This is a genomic window from Pseudomonas sp. KCJK9111 (genome assembly GCF_046231935.1).
GTDB lineage: Bacteria > Pseudomonadota > Gammaproteobacteria > Pseudomonadales > Pseudomonadaceae > Aquipseudomonas > Aquipseudomonas parafulva_B.
This window is the reverse complement of record NZ_JBJJMO010000009.1, coordinates 61,532-77,496: the sequence shown is the minus strand read 5'-3', so window position 1 is coordinate 77,496 and position 15,965 is coordinate 61,532. Positions and strand designations below refer to the sequence as shown.

Annotated in this window: 10 protein-coding genes; 2 read left to right on the top strand and 8 right to left on the bottom strand. The window is 63.1% G+C overall.

Annotated features, from left to right (window positions below; all coding sequences use genetic code 11):
* Positions 1 to 101 precede the first annotated feature (101 nt).
* The 3 genes from ACK59L_RS06120 to pgm all read right to left on the bottom strand — a co-directional run bounded on the left by ACK59L_RS06120 (position 102) and on the right by pgm (position 3,283).
* Complete coding sequence (locus ACK59L_RS06120) at positions 102 to 1,058, bottom strand: FecR domain-containing protein (protein ID WP_409272472.1); 957 nt, start codon at positions 1,056 to 1,058, stop codon at positions 102 to 104.
* A complete protein-coding gene (locus ACK59L_RS06115; protein WP_409272470.1) occupies positions 1,055 to 1,567 on the bottom strand; it encodes a sigma-70 family RNA polymerase sigma factor in 513 nt (170 codons plus the stop codon). Before ACK59L_RS06115 ends, ACK59L_RS06120 begins: the two co-directional genes overlap by 4 nt.
* 78 nt (positions 1,568 to 1,645) lie before the next feature.
* Positions 1,646 to 3,283, bottom strand: coding sequence for a phosphoglucomutase (alpha-D-glucose-1,6-bisphosphate-dependent) (pgm, locus tag ACK59L_RS06110; protein ID WP_409272468.1), 1,638 nt, complete (start codon positions 3,281 to 3,283; stop codon positions 1,646 to 1,648).
* A gap of 229 nt (positions 3,284 to 3,512) precedes the next feature.
* Between pgm and ACK59L_RS06105 the strand changes: the two genes are divergently transcribed.
* Together ACK59L_RS06105 and ACK59L_RS06100 are read left to right on the top strand one after the other, a co-directional pair.
* On the top strand, positions 3,513 to 4,160 hold the full coding sequence (locus ACK59L_RS06105; protein ID WP_409272466.1) for a DUF1345 domain-containing protein: 648 nt from the start codon (positions 3,513 to 3,515) through the stop codon (positions 4,158 to 4,160).
* A 307-nt stretch (positions 4,161 to 4,467) separates the two neighbouring features.
* Positions 4,468 to 4,728 (top strand): DUF1652 domain-containing protein, encoded by a 261-nt coding sequence (locus ACK59L_RS06100; RefSeq protein WP_409272464.1) that lies wholly within the window; start codon positions 4,468 to 4,470, stop codon positions 4,726 to 4,728.
* Here ACK59L_RS06100 and ACK59L_RS06095 read toward each other — a convergent pair.
* The 5 genes from ACK59L_RS06095 to ACK59L_RS06075 form a co-directional block, all read right to left on the bottom strand.
* On the bottom strand, positions 4,725 to 6,797 hold the full coding sequence (locus ACK59L_RS06095) for a putative bifunctional diguanylate cyclase/phosphodiesterase (protein WP_409272462.1): 2,073 nt from the start codon (positions 6,795 to 6,797) through the stop codon (positions 4,725 to 4,727). The two genes, ACK59L_RS06100 and ACK59L_RS06095, sit on opposite strands and share 4 nt — an antisense overlap.
* Before the next feature lie 144 nt (positions 6,798 to 6,941).
* Positions 6,942 to 8,429, bottom strand: a complete 1,488-nt coding sequence (locus ACK59L_RS06090) for an efflux transporter outer membrane subunit (RefSeq protein WP_409272460.1) — start codon at positions 8,427 to 8,429, stop codon at positions 6,942 to 6,944.
* A complete protein-coding gene (locus ACK59L_RS06085; protein ID WP_409272459.1) occupies positions 8,426 to 11,533 on the bottom strand; it encodes an efflux RND transporter permease subunit in 3,108 nt (1,035 codons plus the stop codon). Before ACK59L_RS06085 ends, ACK59L_RS06090 begins: the two co-directional genes overlap by 4 nt.
* Before the next feature lie 31 nt (positions 11,534 to 11,564).
* Complete coding sequence (locus ACK59L_RS06080) at positions 11,565 to 14,660, bottom strand: MdtB/MuxB family multidrug efflux RND transporter permease subunit (protein WP_409272457.1); 3,096 nt, start codon at positions 14,658 to 14,660, stop codon at positions 11,565 to 11,567.
* Complete coding sequence (locus tag ACK59L_RS06075; protein ID WP_409272455.1) at positions 14,657 to 15,931, bottom strand: MdtA/MuxA family multidrug efflux RND transporter periplasmic adaptor subunit; 1,275 nt, start codon at positions 15,929 to 15,931, stop codon at positions 14,657 to 14,659. The genes ACK59L_RS06080 and ACK59L_RS06075 overlap by 4 nt, the downstream gene beginning before the upstream one ends.
* Positions 15,932 to 15,965 lie beyond the last annotated feature (34 nt).

Sequence of the window (15,965 nt, the reverse complement as noted above, 5' to 3'; positions counted from 1 at the left end):
TATGGTGTTCTATGGGTAATGACAGGCGAGCACGAAAAAGGGGACAGCATCGCGTTGATATCACGTGCAATGCGCCGCAACGCAGCGCTCGGGTTCGAGCCTCAGGCAGTCGTTGCTCGCGGCACCAGCGTGATCCAATAGCGGGTACGGGCCACCACCTGCACCGGCAGGCTCGCCGCGAGCAGCGCCAATACCCGGTCGGTGTCATCCAGGCGGAAGGTGCCGGTCACCCTGAGCCTGTCCAGCGCCGGATCCCAGCGCAGCACGCCTGGGCGATAGCGGCTCAACTCCACCAGCAGGTCGCCTAGGCGTTGATCGTCCAGGCGCAACAAGCCATCTCGCCACCCCAGTCGCCAAGCTTGAAGAGGACCGACATTTCGCAGACCTGACGCCAGAACGGCAGCTTGCTGGCCGGCGTTGAGGCGCAGGCGATTTCCTTTCAGCGGCTGAACGTCTGCCCGGCCCTGGACAACTGCAACCTGACACCCTGGTTCGACCAGGCGGATGCACACCTGCCCCGGGCCAAGGGTTGCACCACCCACTGTCACCTGGCCTGAAGGCACCTGGATGGTCAGGGGTTGAAGGCCAGGCGTGTCGACTGAAACTTCGCCGCGTCGCAACCACAGCCTGTGATTGGCAGCGTCCACGTCGACTGCGCTGTCGGTGTTCAACTGCACCTTAGTGCCATCCCCCAGCGTCATGAGCCGCCGTTCACCCACACCCGTACGCAGATCAGCAGCCCAGGCCTCAAGGGGCAATTCGCGGCTCAACCACCAAGCCGTAGGCACCAGCGCTGCCAAACCGAGCATTTGAACAAGCGCGGCACGTCGGCCGTGATCGGGACGGTCAAGCGAGGCCATGGCCAAACTGGCAGGCAACCCGGTAAAGCGCTCACGCAAGCGCAGCGCCTGCTGCCAGGCAGCCTCATGCACAGCGCTTTGCCCCCGCCACTGCTCAAGCCCGATCAAGTCCGCCTCGCGGGTATCGCCTGAATCGATGAGCGCCAGCCACTGGGCGGCCTCGCGCAACGCCTCCCGTTGGTGCACAGGTGGGCTCACTGAAGTTCGGCCAACAGGCAGTGCTCGTAGGCCTGCGCCATGTAGCGCTTGACCGAACGCTCACAAACACCAAGCCGGCTGGCGATTTCGGCGTAGCTCAGCCCTTCGAGCTGGCTTAGCAGAAAAGCCTTGCGCACGACCGGCTTCAAACCGTCCAGCAATTGATCGAGCGCTTGCAGCGTTTCGAGCAACAACCAGCGCTGTTCGGGCGAAGGCGCGTGCTGTTCGGGCAGGTGCATCAGGGCCTCAAGGTAGGCTTTCTCGAGGCTGCGGCGTTGATGAAGGTTGCTTAGAAGCCGCTTGCCGACCGTCAGCAGGTAGGCGCGTGGCTCGCGGATGTCGGTCAACGGCTGGGCGCTGGCCATCACGCGAAGGAAGGTATCCTGACTCAGGTCGGCCGCATCCCAGGCATTGCCCATGCGCCGTCGTAGCCAGCCTTCGAGCCAACCACGGTGCTCCCGGTAAAGGTCAGGGAAGCTTTGCGTGGGCGGCGGCGCGGCTTCGAACATGGACAAGTCCCTGCGATGATGTAAATAGGATTAATTCTAATTTACATCTCATCGCAGGGCCAAGCCCTTTATCACGGCTTAAGCAATGGCCGCATCCACCAGCACCTGGGCTCCCTGCACCAATCGTTGCAAGTGGGCTTCGTCGACAAAACTTTCCGCGTAGATCTTGTAGATGTCCTCGGTGCCAGACGGGCGGGCCGCGAACCAGCCATTGGCGGTGATGACCTTAAGACCACCGATCGCCTGCCCATTACCCGGCGCGTGGCTCAGGATCTGCAGGATCGGCTCGCCAGCAAGCTCGGTAGAGGTCACCTGCTCAGGCGCAAGCTTGCTCAACAACCCTTTCTGGCGGGCATCGGCCTTGGCCTCGACGCGGGTGGCGAACGGCTTGCCCAGCGCCTGGGTCAGCTCGGCGTACGCCTGGCTCGGGTTGCGTCCCGTCCGGGCGGTCATCTCCGCAGCCAGCAAGGCCGGGATGAGGCCATCCTTGTCGGTTGCCCATACCGAGCCGTCGCGGCGCAGGAACGAGGCGCCCGCACTTTCTTCGCCACCAAAGCCCAGCGAGCCATCGAACAGGCCTTGAGCGAAGAACTTGAAGCCCACGGGTACTTCGTAGAGCTCGCGGCCCAACCGCTCGGTCACCCGATCAATCAGGCCGCTGGACACGACCGTCTTGCCGACGGCCGCGTCGGTGCGCCACTGTGGACGGTTGCGGTACAGGTAGTCGATGGCAACGGCCAGGTAATTGTTAGGTTGCAGCAAGCCGTCGGGCGTGACGATGCCATGGCGATCATGGTCCGGGTCGCAGGCAAAGGCCACGTCGAAGCGCTCGCGCAGGCCGATCAAGCCCTGCATGGCGTAGGGTGACGAAGGGTCCATGCGAATCTGGCCATCCCAGTCGACGCTCATGAAACGGAACGTCGGGTCGACCTCGGTGTTCACCACTTCCAGGTCCAGTTGATAGTGCTGGGCAATGGCCGACCAATAGCGCACCCCTGCCCCACCCAGCGGGTCCACGCCCAAGCGCAGCTTGGCTGCACGGATGACCTCGAAGTCGATGACGTTTTCCAGGTCTGCCACATAGTGGCTGATGTAATCGTGACGATGGGTGGTAGGAGCCTGCAGGGCCTGGGCGTGGTCGATGCGCTTGACCCCCGCCAGCCCGGCTGCCAGCAATTCGTTGGCCTTGGCTTCGATCCACTTGGTGACGTCGCTGTCGGCCGGGCCGCCGTTGGGCGGGTTGTACTTGAAGCCACCACTTTGCGGCGGGTTGTGCGAGGGCGTGATCACCACGCCGTCGGCCAGGCCGTCCTGGCGCCCACGGTTGTAGCAGAGGATGGCGTGGGAAACCGCCGGTGTCGGGGTGTATTCGTCGTCCTTGGACAACATCACCTGTACACCGTTGGCAGCCAGCACTTCCAATGCACTCGCCGCGGCAGGCGCCGACAGCGCATGGGTATCAGCACCGACGAACAGCGGGCCATCGATGCCCTTTTCCTGGCGGTACAGGCAGATGGCCTGGGTGATGGCCAGCACATGGTGTTCGTTGAAGCTCAACTCGAGCGAAGTACCCCGGTGCCCCGATGTGCCGAAAGCGACACGCTGGCTCGCCACGCCAGCATCGGGCCGGCCGGTGTAGTAGGCCGTGAGCAGGCGGGGAATATCGACCAGCACGCTGGCTGGAGCCGGCTTGCCTGCCAAAGGACTGAGCGTCATGCATTAACCTCGAGTTCAGCGAAATGTGGGGGTTAGAGCGTGCAGTGTACTGAGAGTTGCAAGTGCGCGCGATGCAGTGCACGAAAGAAACCGTGGGTATCGCTCAAGGGGAATTCGACGCCTACCGCCGTCGCTGCCCAAGGAGCGTATCAAGGCACTGTCCATGCGGATCTTGGCACACGCCAAGCGGTCAGAAACCTTGTCGAGCACACCCCTGCTGTGAGGCACCATGGCTTTCTATCGTCTAACGCGCACCCATCCTAGATTGAGCCTGGCCACAGGCGTAGGGTTGCTGGGCGCCTGGCTGGTCCCTGTCACTGACCCTGTGCAACGCCTGCTGGCGGGTTGGAACATTGGCGTTTGGTTGTACCTGATGCTGGTACTCTGGCTCAGCTGCGCCGCAAGCCCTGCAAAGGTTCGCAGGGTGGCCCACAGCGAAGACGAAAACGCAGGCCTGGTGCTGCTTACCGTCTGCATCGCGGCAATCGCCAGCCTGGTTGCCGTGACACTGCAGCTGGTGTCCAGCCGCGGGCTGCATGGCAGCGCATTGACGGCTCACTACTTGTACACCGGGTTCACCGTCGCAGGTTCCTGGCTGCTGATCGGCTGCATCTTCAGCCTCCATTATGCGCGGCTGTTCTATGCAGAGACCGCCACGGCGCCGCCTTTACGCTTCGCCGATGGAGAAACCCAGCCGGACTACTGGGACTTTCACTACGTGTCGTTCACCATCAGCGTGGCCGTCCAGACATCCGACGTAGGCGTAGCCGGTAGAGCGATGCGGCGGGTGGTACTGGCCCACTCGCTCGTGGGGTTCGTGTTCAACACCGCCATCCTCGGTTTCACCATCAATATCGCGGCTGGATTGCTTGGGTGACCTTCCGCCGATCGGATTTCACGAATTCAAGCCTTACTCGGCCCTATAGGTTCCAAGAGCCCGTCGCGCGTACCCACGCCGGGCCTGGATCAGGGCGCTCGGTGCGCTCGCCAGGGGGCAAAAAATGTGAAGATGCGCCTTGACCTGCTTCTGAAAATCCTCTGCGCTGTGATGCAGATCATGCCCTGCAACATTTGTCACATTTGCAAGTGAGAATACCGTCAACCAGGTGCTATGGTTACTTTCCCGGCAGCCACAGTACGCGGCCGCCTTTCACCAGCTTTCAGTCACGTACAAGGAGGCTCGGATGAACAAGATGACCTTCCCCAACGCCTGCCAGGTCATGCGCTGGCACTTCCATCCTCTGGGCTTCGAAGCCAACATGGATGCGCCGCGCAGCATGGTGGCGCGGCTGTTCGACAGAAGCACGGGCGAAACCTTGCTGGCCATAGCAGGCATCCCCTGCACGGCCATCATGGCCGCCAGCGATGTCGAGCGCATCATCGAAGCGGTCGAAGCCGAACTCGAAGCCTTCCAGCCCGCGCCCCTGCTGCGCAACGCCAGTTAACCCATGGCCGGGCCAGGGCTCGACCCCAGCAACTGCTCGGCCGGCACGGGTCGGCCGAGCAGGTAGCCCTGAAGCGCATCGCAGCCCAGCCGCGTCAGGAAGGCTTGCTGACCGGAGGTCTCGACCCCTTCTGCAACGATTCGCAACCCCAGTGCGCGGCCCAAGGCTACGATGGCCGACACGATGGCCGCATCCTCGCCCTCATCCTCCAGCTCGCGTACGAACCCTCGGTCGATTTTTAGCTCGTTGGCCGGCAAGCGCTTGAGGTACATCAGGCTGGAATAGCCTGTACCAAAGTCGTCAATCGACAGGTCCACGCCCATGTCCGAGAGTTGCTGAAGGACAGTCAGGCTCATCTCCACGTCCGACATCGCCGTGGTTTCGGTGATCTCCAACGTCAGGCAGTTGGCGGGCAGTGCATGGCGTTCCAGAGCGCGCGCCACGCTATCGAGCAGCCCCGCGTGGCAAAACTGGATGGCCGACAGGTTGACCGCGATCCGCCAACCCTCGATACCTTCATCCAGCCACAGGCGCATCTGGCGACATGCCTCGTCCAGTACCCAGTCACCGATGGAAATGATCAGGCCGGTCTTTTCCGCAAGGCTGATGAAACGGTCAGGGGCCAAGAGCCCGTGCTGCGGATGCTCCCAACGCAGCAGCGCCTCGGCGCCGATCGGTTGACACTGTTTGGCGTCGAACTTGGGTTGGTAATGCAGACGAAATTGCCCCGCCGCCACTGCCAGGCGCAAATCCTGCACCAACTGCAACTGCTGCCGGGCATTGCTGTTCATCGAGGCGTCGAAAAAGCTGTAGCCATTCTTGCCTACCCGCTTGGCGTGATACATGGCAGCGTCGGCGTTGCGCAGCAGTTCGTGCTGGTCCTGACCGTTGCCGGGGTACAGGACGATACCCAGGCTGGCCGAAAGCTGCAGGTCATGCTCAGCCACCTTGAAAGGCCGCGAGACCAGGTTTACCTGTTTGATGGCAACGTTCATGGCGTCGCTCGGGTCTTGTAACTCGACCAACAGCACAAACTCATCCCCGCCGATGCGCGCCAGTGTGTCCTGGCTATGCAGGTGCCCGCGCAATCGCGTTGCCACAGCTTTGAGCAGCAGGTCTCCGGCATGATGGCCAAAGGCATCGTTGACCGGCTTGAACCCGTCCAGATCAATGAACATCAGCGCAAAGCAACCGCCCTGCTCGGCTACCTTGGCGATGGCCAGTTCGATGCGGTCAGCCAGCAGGCTGCGATTGGGCAGGCCTGTGAGCGTGTCGTGCAATGCCAGCTGAGTCAGCTCCTGGTTGGCCAGGGTCAGCGACCTGGCCAGCGCCGCCGTGCGGGCCTCGAGGCGCGCGTCCAGCACGGAGGTCAGCAAGGTCACGAGCAGCACCGCAAAGGTCGTGACCAGAACCAGCGACACCAGGCCATCCCCCTCCAGGCCACCGGGCAGCGCACCGCAGAAACTACCCTGGGGAAAACCAGCGGCCGCCATACCGGTGTAGTGCATGCCAACGATGGCGATCCCCATGAGCACCGCTGCCAGCCCACGGATCTGACGCACGTAGGGGGTCTGTCTGCGTAGCCGGAACGCGATGCACAACGCCGCCGCCGAAGCGCCCACCGCGATCAGCAGCGAAGCCAGAAACAGGCTCGGGTCGTAGTCGATGCCGGGTGTCATGCGCAGCGCTGCCATGCCGGTGTAATGCATGCTGGCGATACCGGCTCCCATGATGAGCGCGCCGAGGGCAAGCTGCAGGGCGGGCAAGCTGGGCTGGCTGACCAGCCAGAGGGCGAAGCCCGAGGACAGCACCGCGATCAGCAGCGAGCATGCGGTCAACGTCAGGTCATAGCCCAGCTCGATAGGCAGCTGCAAGGCGAGCATGCCGACAAAATGCATGGACCAGATGCCGGTTCCCATGGCCAGCGCCCCGCCGATCATCCACAGCGAGGCGGCATACCCCCTGGCGGTGGCAATGCGTCCGGCAAGGTCCAGGGCCGTGTAGGACGCAAGGATGGCCACGCACAGGGAAATCAACACCAGCGAAGAGGAGTAGCTAGCGGTCAGCATTTTGCGGAGTACCAGGAGCCGGCAGAGGTAGGCACGAAAGGCCGACCATTGTACTCAAGCTTTGGTAAAACGCACGGTGTTTCGGCATATCAAATGGCCATGTCGACAGCAGGTCTGTGCGCCGACATGGGTCAAGGTTACGCATCAATCCTGATCGGCGAATGCCCCTCGTGCATCCCAGCCACCGCCCAGCGCTGCTACCAATTGGACACTGGCGACCAAGCGTCCCTGCAACAGGTTGAGCACACTGCGCTCGTTGCTCAGAGCGGTGGCCTGAACATTGACCACATCCAGATAGCCGATCAAGCCGGCCTTGTATTGATTTTCCGTAAGCCGCAGCGACTCGCGGGCGGCCTCCAGGGCCTCCTGGCGCACCACGGCTTCGTCCCCGTACACCTTCAGTTGCACCAGCAGGTTCTCCACCTCCTTGAAACCATCCAGCACGGTCTGGCGGTACTGGGCGACCGTCTGATCGTATACGGCTACGGTACGGTCCACCTCGGCGCTGCGCCTGCCCGCATCGAACAGGGTGAGCGCAAGCTGTGGGCCGACCGACCAGTAACGGTTGGGCAACTCGATCCAGTTGTTGAAGCTGCTGCTTGAGTAACCGCCGTTCAGGCTCAGGCTGAAATCCGGAAAATAGGCCGCGCGCGATACGCCGATATTGGCGTTGGCAGCCATCACATTGCGCTCGGCAGCGGCGATGTCGGGCCGCCGCTCGAGCAGTTGCGATGGCAGCGCCACCGGAATTTGCGGCAATGCGGGAATCGCCTGGCTGTCGGCCAGGGCAAATTGCGCAGGCGTCTTGCCCAGCAGCACGGCAATAGCGTTCTCGAACTGGGCGCGCTGCCAGATCAGGTCGATCAGGTCAGCCTCGGTGCTCTTGAGCTGGGTGCGCGCCTGGGCCACCGCGTCGGGGCCGGCGATGCCTGCGCGGTATTGGTTCTGATTCATCCGCAGCGAGCGCTCGTATGCGGCCACCGTGGCTTGCAGCAGGCGCTTCTGCTCATCGATGACGCGCAGTTGCAGGTAGTTCTGCACCAGCTCCGACTGCTGGCTCAAGCGCATGGCGGCAAGGTCGGCCAGGCTGGCCTGGGCACTGGCCTGGTTGGCATTGAGCGTCTCGCGCAACTTACCCCACAAGTCGATTTCCCAGCTCACCCCCAACTGGGCGTTGTAAGTGTCCCGAATGCCGCTGCTGTTATTGGACAGGCTTGAGCTGGAACTGCCAGTGCCCTGGGCCGACCGGTTCTTGGCCACGCTCAGGTCAAGGCTTGGAAACAGCCCGGCGCGGCTGCTGCGCACCAGCGCCTGGGCCTGGCGATACTGCGCCTCGGCTTGCGCCACACTCTGGTTGTTGCGATTGAGCTCATCGACCAGTGCATTGAGTTGCGCGTCGCCATAGATTTCCCACCAGGCACCACGGGCGATGGCGTCAGAAGGCGTTGCCTGCGTCCAGCCCTCGGCATGCTTGAATTGCGCCGTGCCGATCATTTCCGGGCGGTGGTAGTCCGGGGCCAATGTACAGGCGCTGAGCAAGGCGGCCCCCAAGGCTGCCCCCAGCAAACGCGAGCCGCGAACACGGCTGAGCACTTGCAGGGCACGATGAAGCGGAGTCTGGGCAAAAGTCATAGCGGGTTTTCCAAGGCCGCGTCGGTGCGCACACCGCGCCAACGGTTGTAGCGGTGACGCAAACGGTCCAGGTACAGATAGACCACAGGCGTCGTGTAGAGGGTCAGGACCTGGCTGAAGACCAGGCCGCCGATGATGGTCAGCCCCAGCGGCTGACGCATCTCCGCCCCTTCTGCCTGGCTCAGCAGCAGAGGCAAGGCGCCGAGAATGGCCGCCAGCGTCGTCATCAGGATCGGGCGCAGGCGCAGCAGGCATGCGCGGCGAATGGATTCCTCAGGCGACAGCCCCTGTTGACGTTCAAGTTGCAGGGCCAGGTCGATCATCAAGATGGCATTTTTCTTTACCACCCCGATCAACAGGAACAGCCCCAGCAGGGAGATCAGGCTGAATTCGCCACCGGTCACATACAGCGCCAACAAGGCACCGACGCCGGCCGAGGGCAGCGTGGACAAGATGGTCAGGGGGTGGATGTAGCTCTCGTACAGAATCCCGAGCACCAGGTACACAAGCACCAGTGCGCCTAGAATCATGAAAGGCTGCCCCTGTGCGGTCTTGGTGAAGGCATCGGCCGTGCCGCCAAGCTTGGCGATCACCCCTTCCGGAAGGCCGAGCTTGGCCACGGCACGCTCGACTGCCGCCAGCGCCTGGTCGGTGCTGTACCCTTCGGCGACGTCGAAGGCGATGTCCTCGGAGGCGAACTGGTCTTCGTGGCTGACCCGGTCGTTGGCCAGGCTGTTCTCATAGTGCGCGATGGTCGACAGCGGCACCCGCGCGCCCTCGGCGGTAATCACCTGCACCTGCTCCAGGGTACTGGGGTCCCAGGCGTACTTCGGGTTGATCTCCAGCACGACCTGATATTGGTTGAGGCTGTCATAGATGGTGGAGATCTGCCGCTGGCTGTAAGCATTGTTCAGCACGGTGGTGACCATCTGCATGTCGATGCCCAGGCGCTTGGCCTGGTCGCGGTCCACCACCAGCGTCACCTGCTGGGTGCCCGCGCCGTCGCGTGCGTCGATGGCGGTCAGCTCGGGCAAGGCGCGCATGGCCGCGACGACCTTGGGGAACCACTGGCGCAAGGCTGCCAGGTCGCCGCTCTGCAAGGTATACAGGTACTGCGAGGACGATTGATCGCGCCCGCCACCGCCCAGTTGCAAGTCCTGATCGGCCATCAGGAACAGCCGCCCGCCAGGCACCTTGGGCATCTCCTTACGCAGGCGTTCAATCACCTTCTGGGCATCGAGCTTGCGTTCGCCGATGGGCTTGAGCCTGACCAGCACCATGGCGTTGTTGGTACCGCTGTTGCCGCCGATGAAGCCTGCAACACTCTGTACGGCAGGGTCTGCCAGCAAGGCGCGCCGGTAGGTTTCCATCTTGGGCTGCATGACGCTGAACGACAAACCGTCATCACCGCGGATGAAACCCATGAGCTGGCCAGTATCCTGCTGGGGCATCAGTGTCTTGGGCACCACGACATACAGCGCCACGTTGACTGCAATGGTCACCAGCAGGCTGATCAGGGTCAGGCGCCGATGCCGCAGCGCCCAGCCCAGGCTGCGGTCATAGCCGGCCACCATGCGCCGGTGCACGGCATCGCTCCACCGTTGCAGGCGAGTCTGCTCGGCCTGGTGCGCCGTCAGCCAACGGGCGCACAGCATGGGGGTAAGGGTTAGCGACACCAGCAGCGAAACCATGATGGCGGCCGCCAGGGTGATGGAAAATTCCTGGAACAAGCTGCGCACGATGCCGCCCATGAACAGGATCGACACGAACACGGCCACCAGTGACACGTTCATCGACAGGAGGGTGAAGCCGACTTCCTTGGCGCCCAGGAAGGCCGCCTTCATCGGTGGCTGCCCGTCCTCGATATGCCGGGAGATGTTCTCCAGCACGACAATGGCATCGTCCACCACAAGGCCGGTCGCCAGGATCAGCGCCATCAGCGACAAGTTGTTGAGCGAGAAGCCGCACAGGTACATGACCGCGAAGGTTCCAACCAGCGACACTGGCACCGCCAGGCTTGGAATCAGTGAAGCACGCAGGCTGCCGAGGAACAGGTAGACCACCAGGATTACCAGCACCACGGCGATCAGCAGGGTATGCTCTGCCTCCTTGAGCGTGGCCTTGATCACCGGCGAACGGTCCATGGCCACGTTCAGCTCGACGCTCGCCGGAAGTAGCGATTGCAGGGCAGGTAGCTGCGACTTGATCTGGTCCACGGTGGCAATGATGTTGGCACCTGCCTGCCGGTTCACGACCAGCAATACCGCGCTCTGGTCATTGAAAAAGCCACTGTTGTAGCGGTTTTCGACCCCATCGGTGATGGTTGCCACATCCGATAGCCGAAGAACCGTGCCGTTCTCCTGGCGAATCACGACCGGCCCGTAATCCTTGGCGCTTTCCAACTGGTCGTTGGCCCGCACCTGCCAGTTGCGCTCGGCATCCTCGACAAAACCCATGGGCCGGCGCTGGTTGGCATTGGCCACCGCGGTACGCACCTCGTCCAGCGCCAGGCCATATTGGTTCAGCAACTGTGGCTCGACCGAAATGCGCACGGCCGGCAGCGAGCTGCCACCGATCTGCACCTCGCCCACGCCAGGCACCTGGGCCAGGCTTTGGGACAGGATGGTATCGGCCAAATCGTATAGCTGCCCTTTCTGCAGCACGCTGGAGGTCAGCGACAAAACCATGACCGGCGCCTGGGACGGGTTGATCTTCTTGTAGGTCGGCATGCTGCGCATGCCGCTGGGCAGCAGGTTGCGGGTGGCATTGATTGCGGCCTGCACCTCGCGCGCAGCGCCGTCGATGTCGCGCCCAAGCTCAAAACCAATGATGACCCGCGTGGAGCCCTGGTTGGAACTGCTGGTCAATGTGGTAACCCCGGCAATGCTGCCCAGCTTGCGCTCAAGCGGCGTTGCCACGGTCGAGGCCATGACTTCGGGGCTTGCACCCGGCAGGTTGGCCGACACCACGATCACCGGGAAATCCATCTGCGGCAGGGGCGAGACCGGCAGCAGACCGAAGCTGACCGCGCCCAGCAGCATGATCGCCAGGCTCAACAGCATGGTTGCCACGGGCCTGCGGATGAATGGCGCAGAGAGGTTCATCGGGCCGCCCCTACTGAAGCGCTGCGCGTATTCATACTGGTTCCTGCGCCAGGTCGCGCTTGCCGAAACGACGCCCCAGCCGGTCGAAGTACAGGTAGATGACCGGCGTGGTGAACAGCGTCAGCACCTGGCTCACGAGCAGCCCACCCACCATCACCAGGCCCAGGGGTTGGCGCAGTTCGGCGCCGGACCCGGTGGCCAACATCAACGGCACGGCACCGAACAGGGCGGCCAGCGTGGTCATGAGGATTGGCCGGAACCGCAGCAGCGCGGCCTGGTAGATGGCATCGCGCGGGTTCATGCCCTGGTGGCGTTCGGCTTCGAGCGCGAAGTCGATCATCATGATGGCGTTTTTCTTGACGATACCGATCAGCAGGATGATGCCGATGATGGCGATCATGCCCAGGTCGTTGCCACTGATCAGCAGCGCCAGCAAGGCGCCCACGGCAGCCGAAGGCAGCGTCGAGAGGATGGTCACCGGGTGGATGTAGCTCTCATAGAGCACACCCAGCACGATGTACATGGTCACCACCGCCGCGAGAATCAGCAGCAAGGTGCTCGACAGAGATGCCTGGAACGCCTGCGCCGCGCCCTGGAAGCGGGTCTGGATGCCCAACGGCATGCCGATGTCCTGCTGAACCTGCTCGATCACCTGCACGGCTTTGCCCAGCGAGGCGCCCTGCCCCAGGTTGAATGACAAGGTGACCGCCGGGAACTGACCGATGTGAGAAATGGCCAGCTGCGCCTGGCGCTGCTCGATGCGCGCCAGCGCCGACAGACGCACCTGCCCGCCATCACTGGCCTTGACGTGGATCGACTCCAGTGCCTGGGGACCGATCACGGCCGCGTCTCGCGACTGCAGCACCACCCGGTATTGGCTGGCCTGGGTGTAGATAGTCGAAATCTGCCTCTGGCCGAAGGCATCGTAGAGCGCGTTGGTGATCTGCGACACGCTGATGCCCAGCCGGCTGGCCATGTCCCGGTCGATCACCAGGTACACCTGCAGGCCATTCTCCTGCAGGTCACTGGCCACATCGGCAAGCTCGGGGCGCAGGTTCAGGGCCTGGACCAGTTTGCCACTCCACTGCCCCAGCAGTTCGGCATCGGGCGATGACAATGTGAACTGGTACTGCGTGCGGCTGACCCGGTCCTCGATACTCAAATCCTGCACCGGCTGCATGAACAGGCGGATGCCCACCAGCTTGTCGAGCTGGGGTTGCAAGCGCTGGATGACATCGCTTGCAGTGACATCGCGCTCGCCATGAGGCTTGAGGTTGATGAGCATACGGCCGCTGTTGAGGGTGGCGTTGTCGCCGTCCACGCCAATGTAGGACGAGAGGCTCTGCACGGCAGGGTCCTGCAGGATGACGCGGCTCAGGGCCTGCTGCCGGTCGCTCATGGCCGCGAACGAGGTGGACTGGGGTGCTTCGGAGATGCCCTGAATGACGCCCGTGTCCTGGACCGGGAAGAACCCCTTGGGCACCACCATGTACAGCAGCACCGTCAACGCCAGGCTTGCCACCGCCACCAGCAGGGTCAGGGGCTGGCGCTTGAGTACCCATTGCAGGGCGCTGGCGTAGTGCTTGATCAACCAGTCGATCCAGGCACCGCTGGCCCGGTAGAAACGGCCTTGCTCGTCAGGGGTGGGTTCGCGCTTGAGCAGGCGGGCACACATCATCGGCGTCAGGGTCAGCGAGACCACCAGGGAAATCAGGATGGCCACCGCCAGGGTGATGGCGAACTCCCGGAACAGGCGCCCTACTACATCGGCCATGAACAACAGCGGGATCAGCACGGCGATCAGCGAGAAGGTCAGCGAGATCAAGGTAAAGCCAATCTGCCTGGCGCCTTTGAGCGCCGCCTGCAGCGGCGTTTCGCCTTCCTCGATGTGCCGTGAAATGTTCTCCAGCATCACGATCGCATCGTCCACCACAAAACCGGTGGCGATGGTCAGCGCCATCAGGGTGAGGTTGTTGATGGAAAACCCTGCCAGGTACATGACGGCGAAGGTGCCGACCAATGACAACGGCACGGCGATCGAAGGAATGATCGTAGCGCTGACCCGCCGCAGGAACAGGAAGGTGACCATTACCACCAGGGCGATGGCGATCAGCAGTTCATGCTGAACGTCGCGCACGGCGGCGCGGATGGTCTGGGTACGGTCGGTGAGCACGGACACGTCCAGGCCGGCGGGCAGGTTGTCGGTGATCGAGGGCAGCATGTCCTTGATGCGGTCCACCACTTCGATGACGTTGGCACCTGGCTGACGCTGAATGTTCAGAAGCACTGCGTGGTTCTGGTTGGCCCAGGCCGCCAGCCGTTCGTTTTCTGCGCCGTCGACGATCTGCGCCACATCCTTCAAACGCAGCGGGGCGCCGTTGTTGTAGGCCAGGATGAGGTTGGCGTATTCCTCGGGCGAGCGCAGTTGGTCATTGGCGTCGAGCATCGAGACGCGTGTAGGGCCATCGAAATTGCCCTTGGGCTGGTTGACGTTGGAGGCCCCGATCAGTGTGCGGACATCCTCCAGGTTGAGCCCGTTGGCCGCCAGTGCATCCACGTTGACCTTGATGCGCACAGCCTGGCGCTGGCCCCCGGCGATGCTGACCATGCCCACCCCGCTGGTCTGGGCCAGCTTCTGGGCCACGCGGGTGTCGACCAGGTCGTTGAGCTTGGGCAGCGGCATGGTCTTGCTGGAGATGGCCAGCGTCAGCACTGGCGTATCGGCCGGGTTGACCTTGTTATAGACCGGAGGGGCCGGAAGGTCGCTGGGCAGCAGGTTGCTGGCGGCGTTGATCGCGGCCTGCACTTGCTGCTCGGCCACGTCCATGTTCATGTCCAGGTTGAAGCGCAGGGTCAGGACCGACGCGCCCCCTGAACTGGTCGAGGCCATCTGCTCAAGGCCGGGCATCTGGCCGAACTGACGTTCAAGTGGCGCGGTGACGGCACTGGTCATCACCTGGGGGCTTGCCCCGGGGTACAGGGTCATGACGCGAATCGTGGGGTAATCGACCTGCGGCAGCGCGGCGACAGGCAGCATGCGGTAGGCGATCAAACCGGCCAGCACCAAGGCCAGCATGGTCAAGGTCGTTGCGACTGGCCGCAGGATGAACAGGCGCGAGAGGTTCATGCGCCCGCCTTGCCTGCGGTGCTATCGGCCTGGCCCGGCGCATTGCTTTCCTGGCCCTGCAAATGCTGGCCTGGCGTGGTCGGCACCTGGACGCTGTCATCGACCACTTCTACCTTGGTGCCTTCACGCAGGCGGTCGGTGCCTTCGAGCACCAGGCGATCACCGGCCGCCAGGCCGTCGAGGATCACGCTGTTTTCACCGTCGCTGGGGCCGACCTTCAGCTTGCGCACGTTGACGGTATTTTCGCCGTTGATCACATAGGCGAACGTTCCGTCGTTACCGAACTGAATGGCGGCGGCTGGCGCCAGCACCACCTGCTTGAGCGTATCGGCAAGCAGACGCACGTTGACGAATTGGTTGGGGAACAGCGCCAGGTCCTTGTTCTCGAAACGGCCCTTGAACTTGAGGGTGCCGGTGGCAGTGTCGATCTGGTTGTCGATGCTGCCCAGCACGCCGGTGGCCTGCAGCTTGCTGTCGCCCCGATCCCACGCCTCCACAGGCAGGCTGGCGCCGGTGCGATAGCGTTCAAGAACGGTACCCAGTTCGGTTTCCGGCAGCGTGAACGCCACGTTGATCGGCTCGGTCTGGGTGATCACCACCAGCGCCGTGGTGTCATTGGCGGCCACCAGGTTGCCCAGGTCGAGCTGGCGCAGGCCGACGCGGCCGCTGATCGGTGCGCGGATCTGGGTGAATTCAAGGTTCAGGCGCGCATCGTTGACCTGTGCCTGGTTGGTCTTGACCAGCCCCTGGAACTGCGCGACCTGCGCCTGTGCGGTGTCCAGGGTTTGCTTGGCGATACTGTCCTCGGCATACAGCCCTTTGTAGCGAGCGACGTCGACCTGGGCATTCTTCAGTTGCGCCTGGTTCTGGGCCAGGGTGCCCTCGGCCTGTTGCAGGGCGATGCGGTAGGCACGCGGGTCGATTTCGGCAAGCAAGTCACCGGCCTTTACCTGCTGCCCTTCCTTGAAGTGAATCTTGACCAGCTCACCGCCTACACGGCTGCGCACATTCACGGTATTGGTCGCGGTCACCGTGCCAAGCGCCTTGTAGTAAAGCGGGAAATCACCCACCCGTGCAGGTTCCACCCTCACCGGGACCGGGTCGGTAGACCCGCCGAAACCGGGCCGCCCGCTTTTGCCGCCCGGCCCTCCAGCAGCCTGGTCGGTGGCTGACGTGGCAGGCCATAGCCACCAGGCCAGCACTGCGACCAGCAACACGATCAGCAGCGTGACGAGCCAGCGACGGGGAGAACGGGATTTTGGCGCTTGCATGGGTTGAACGAACCTTGTTCGGATTGACGATTCA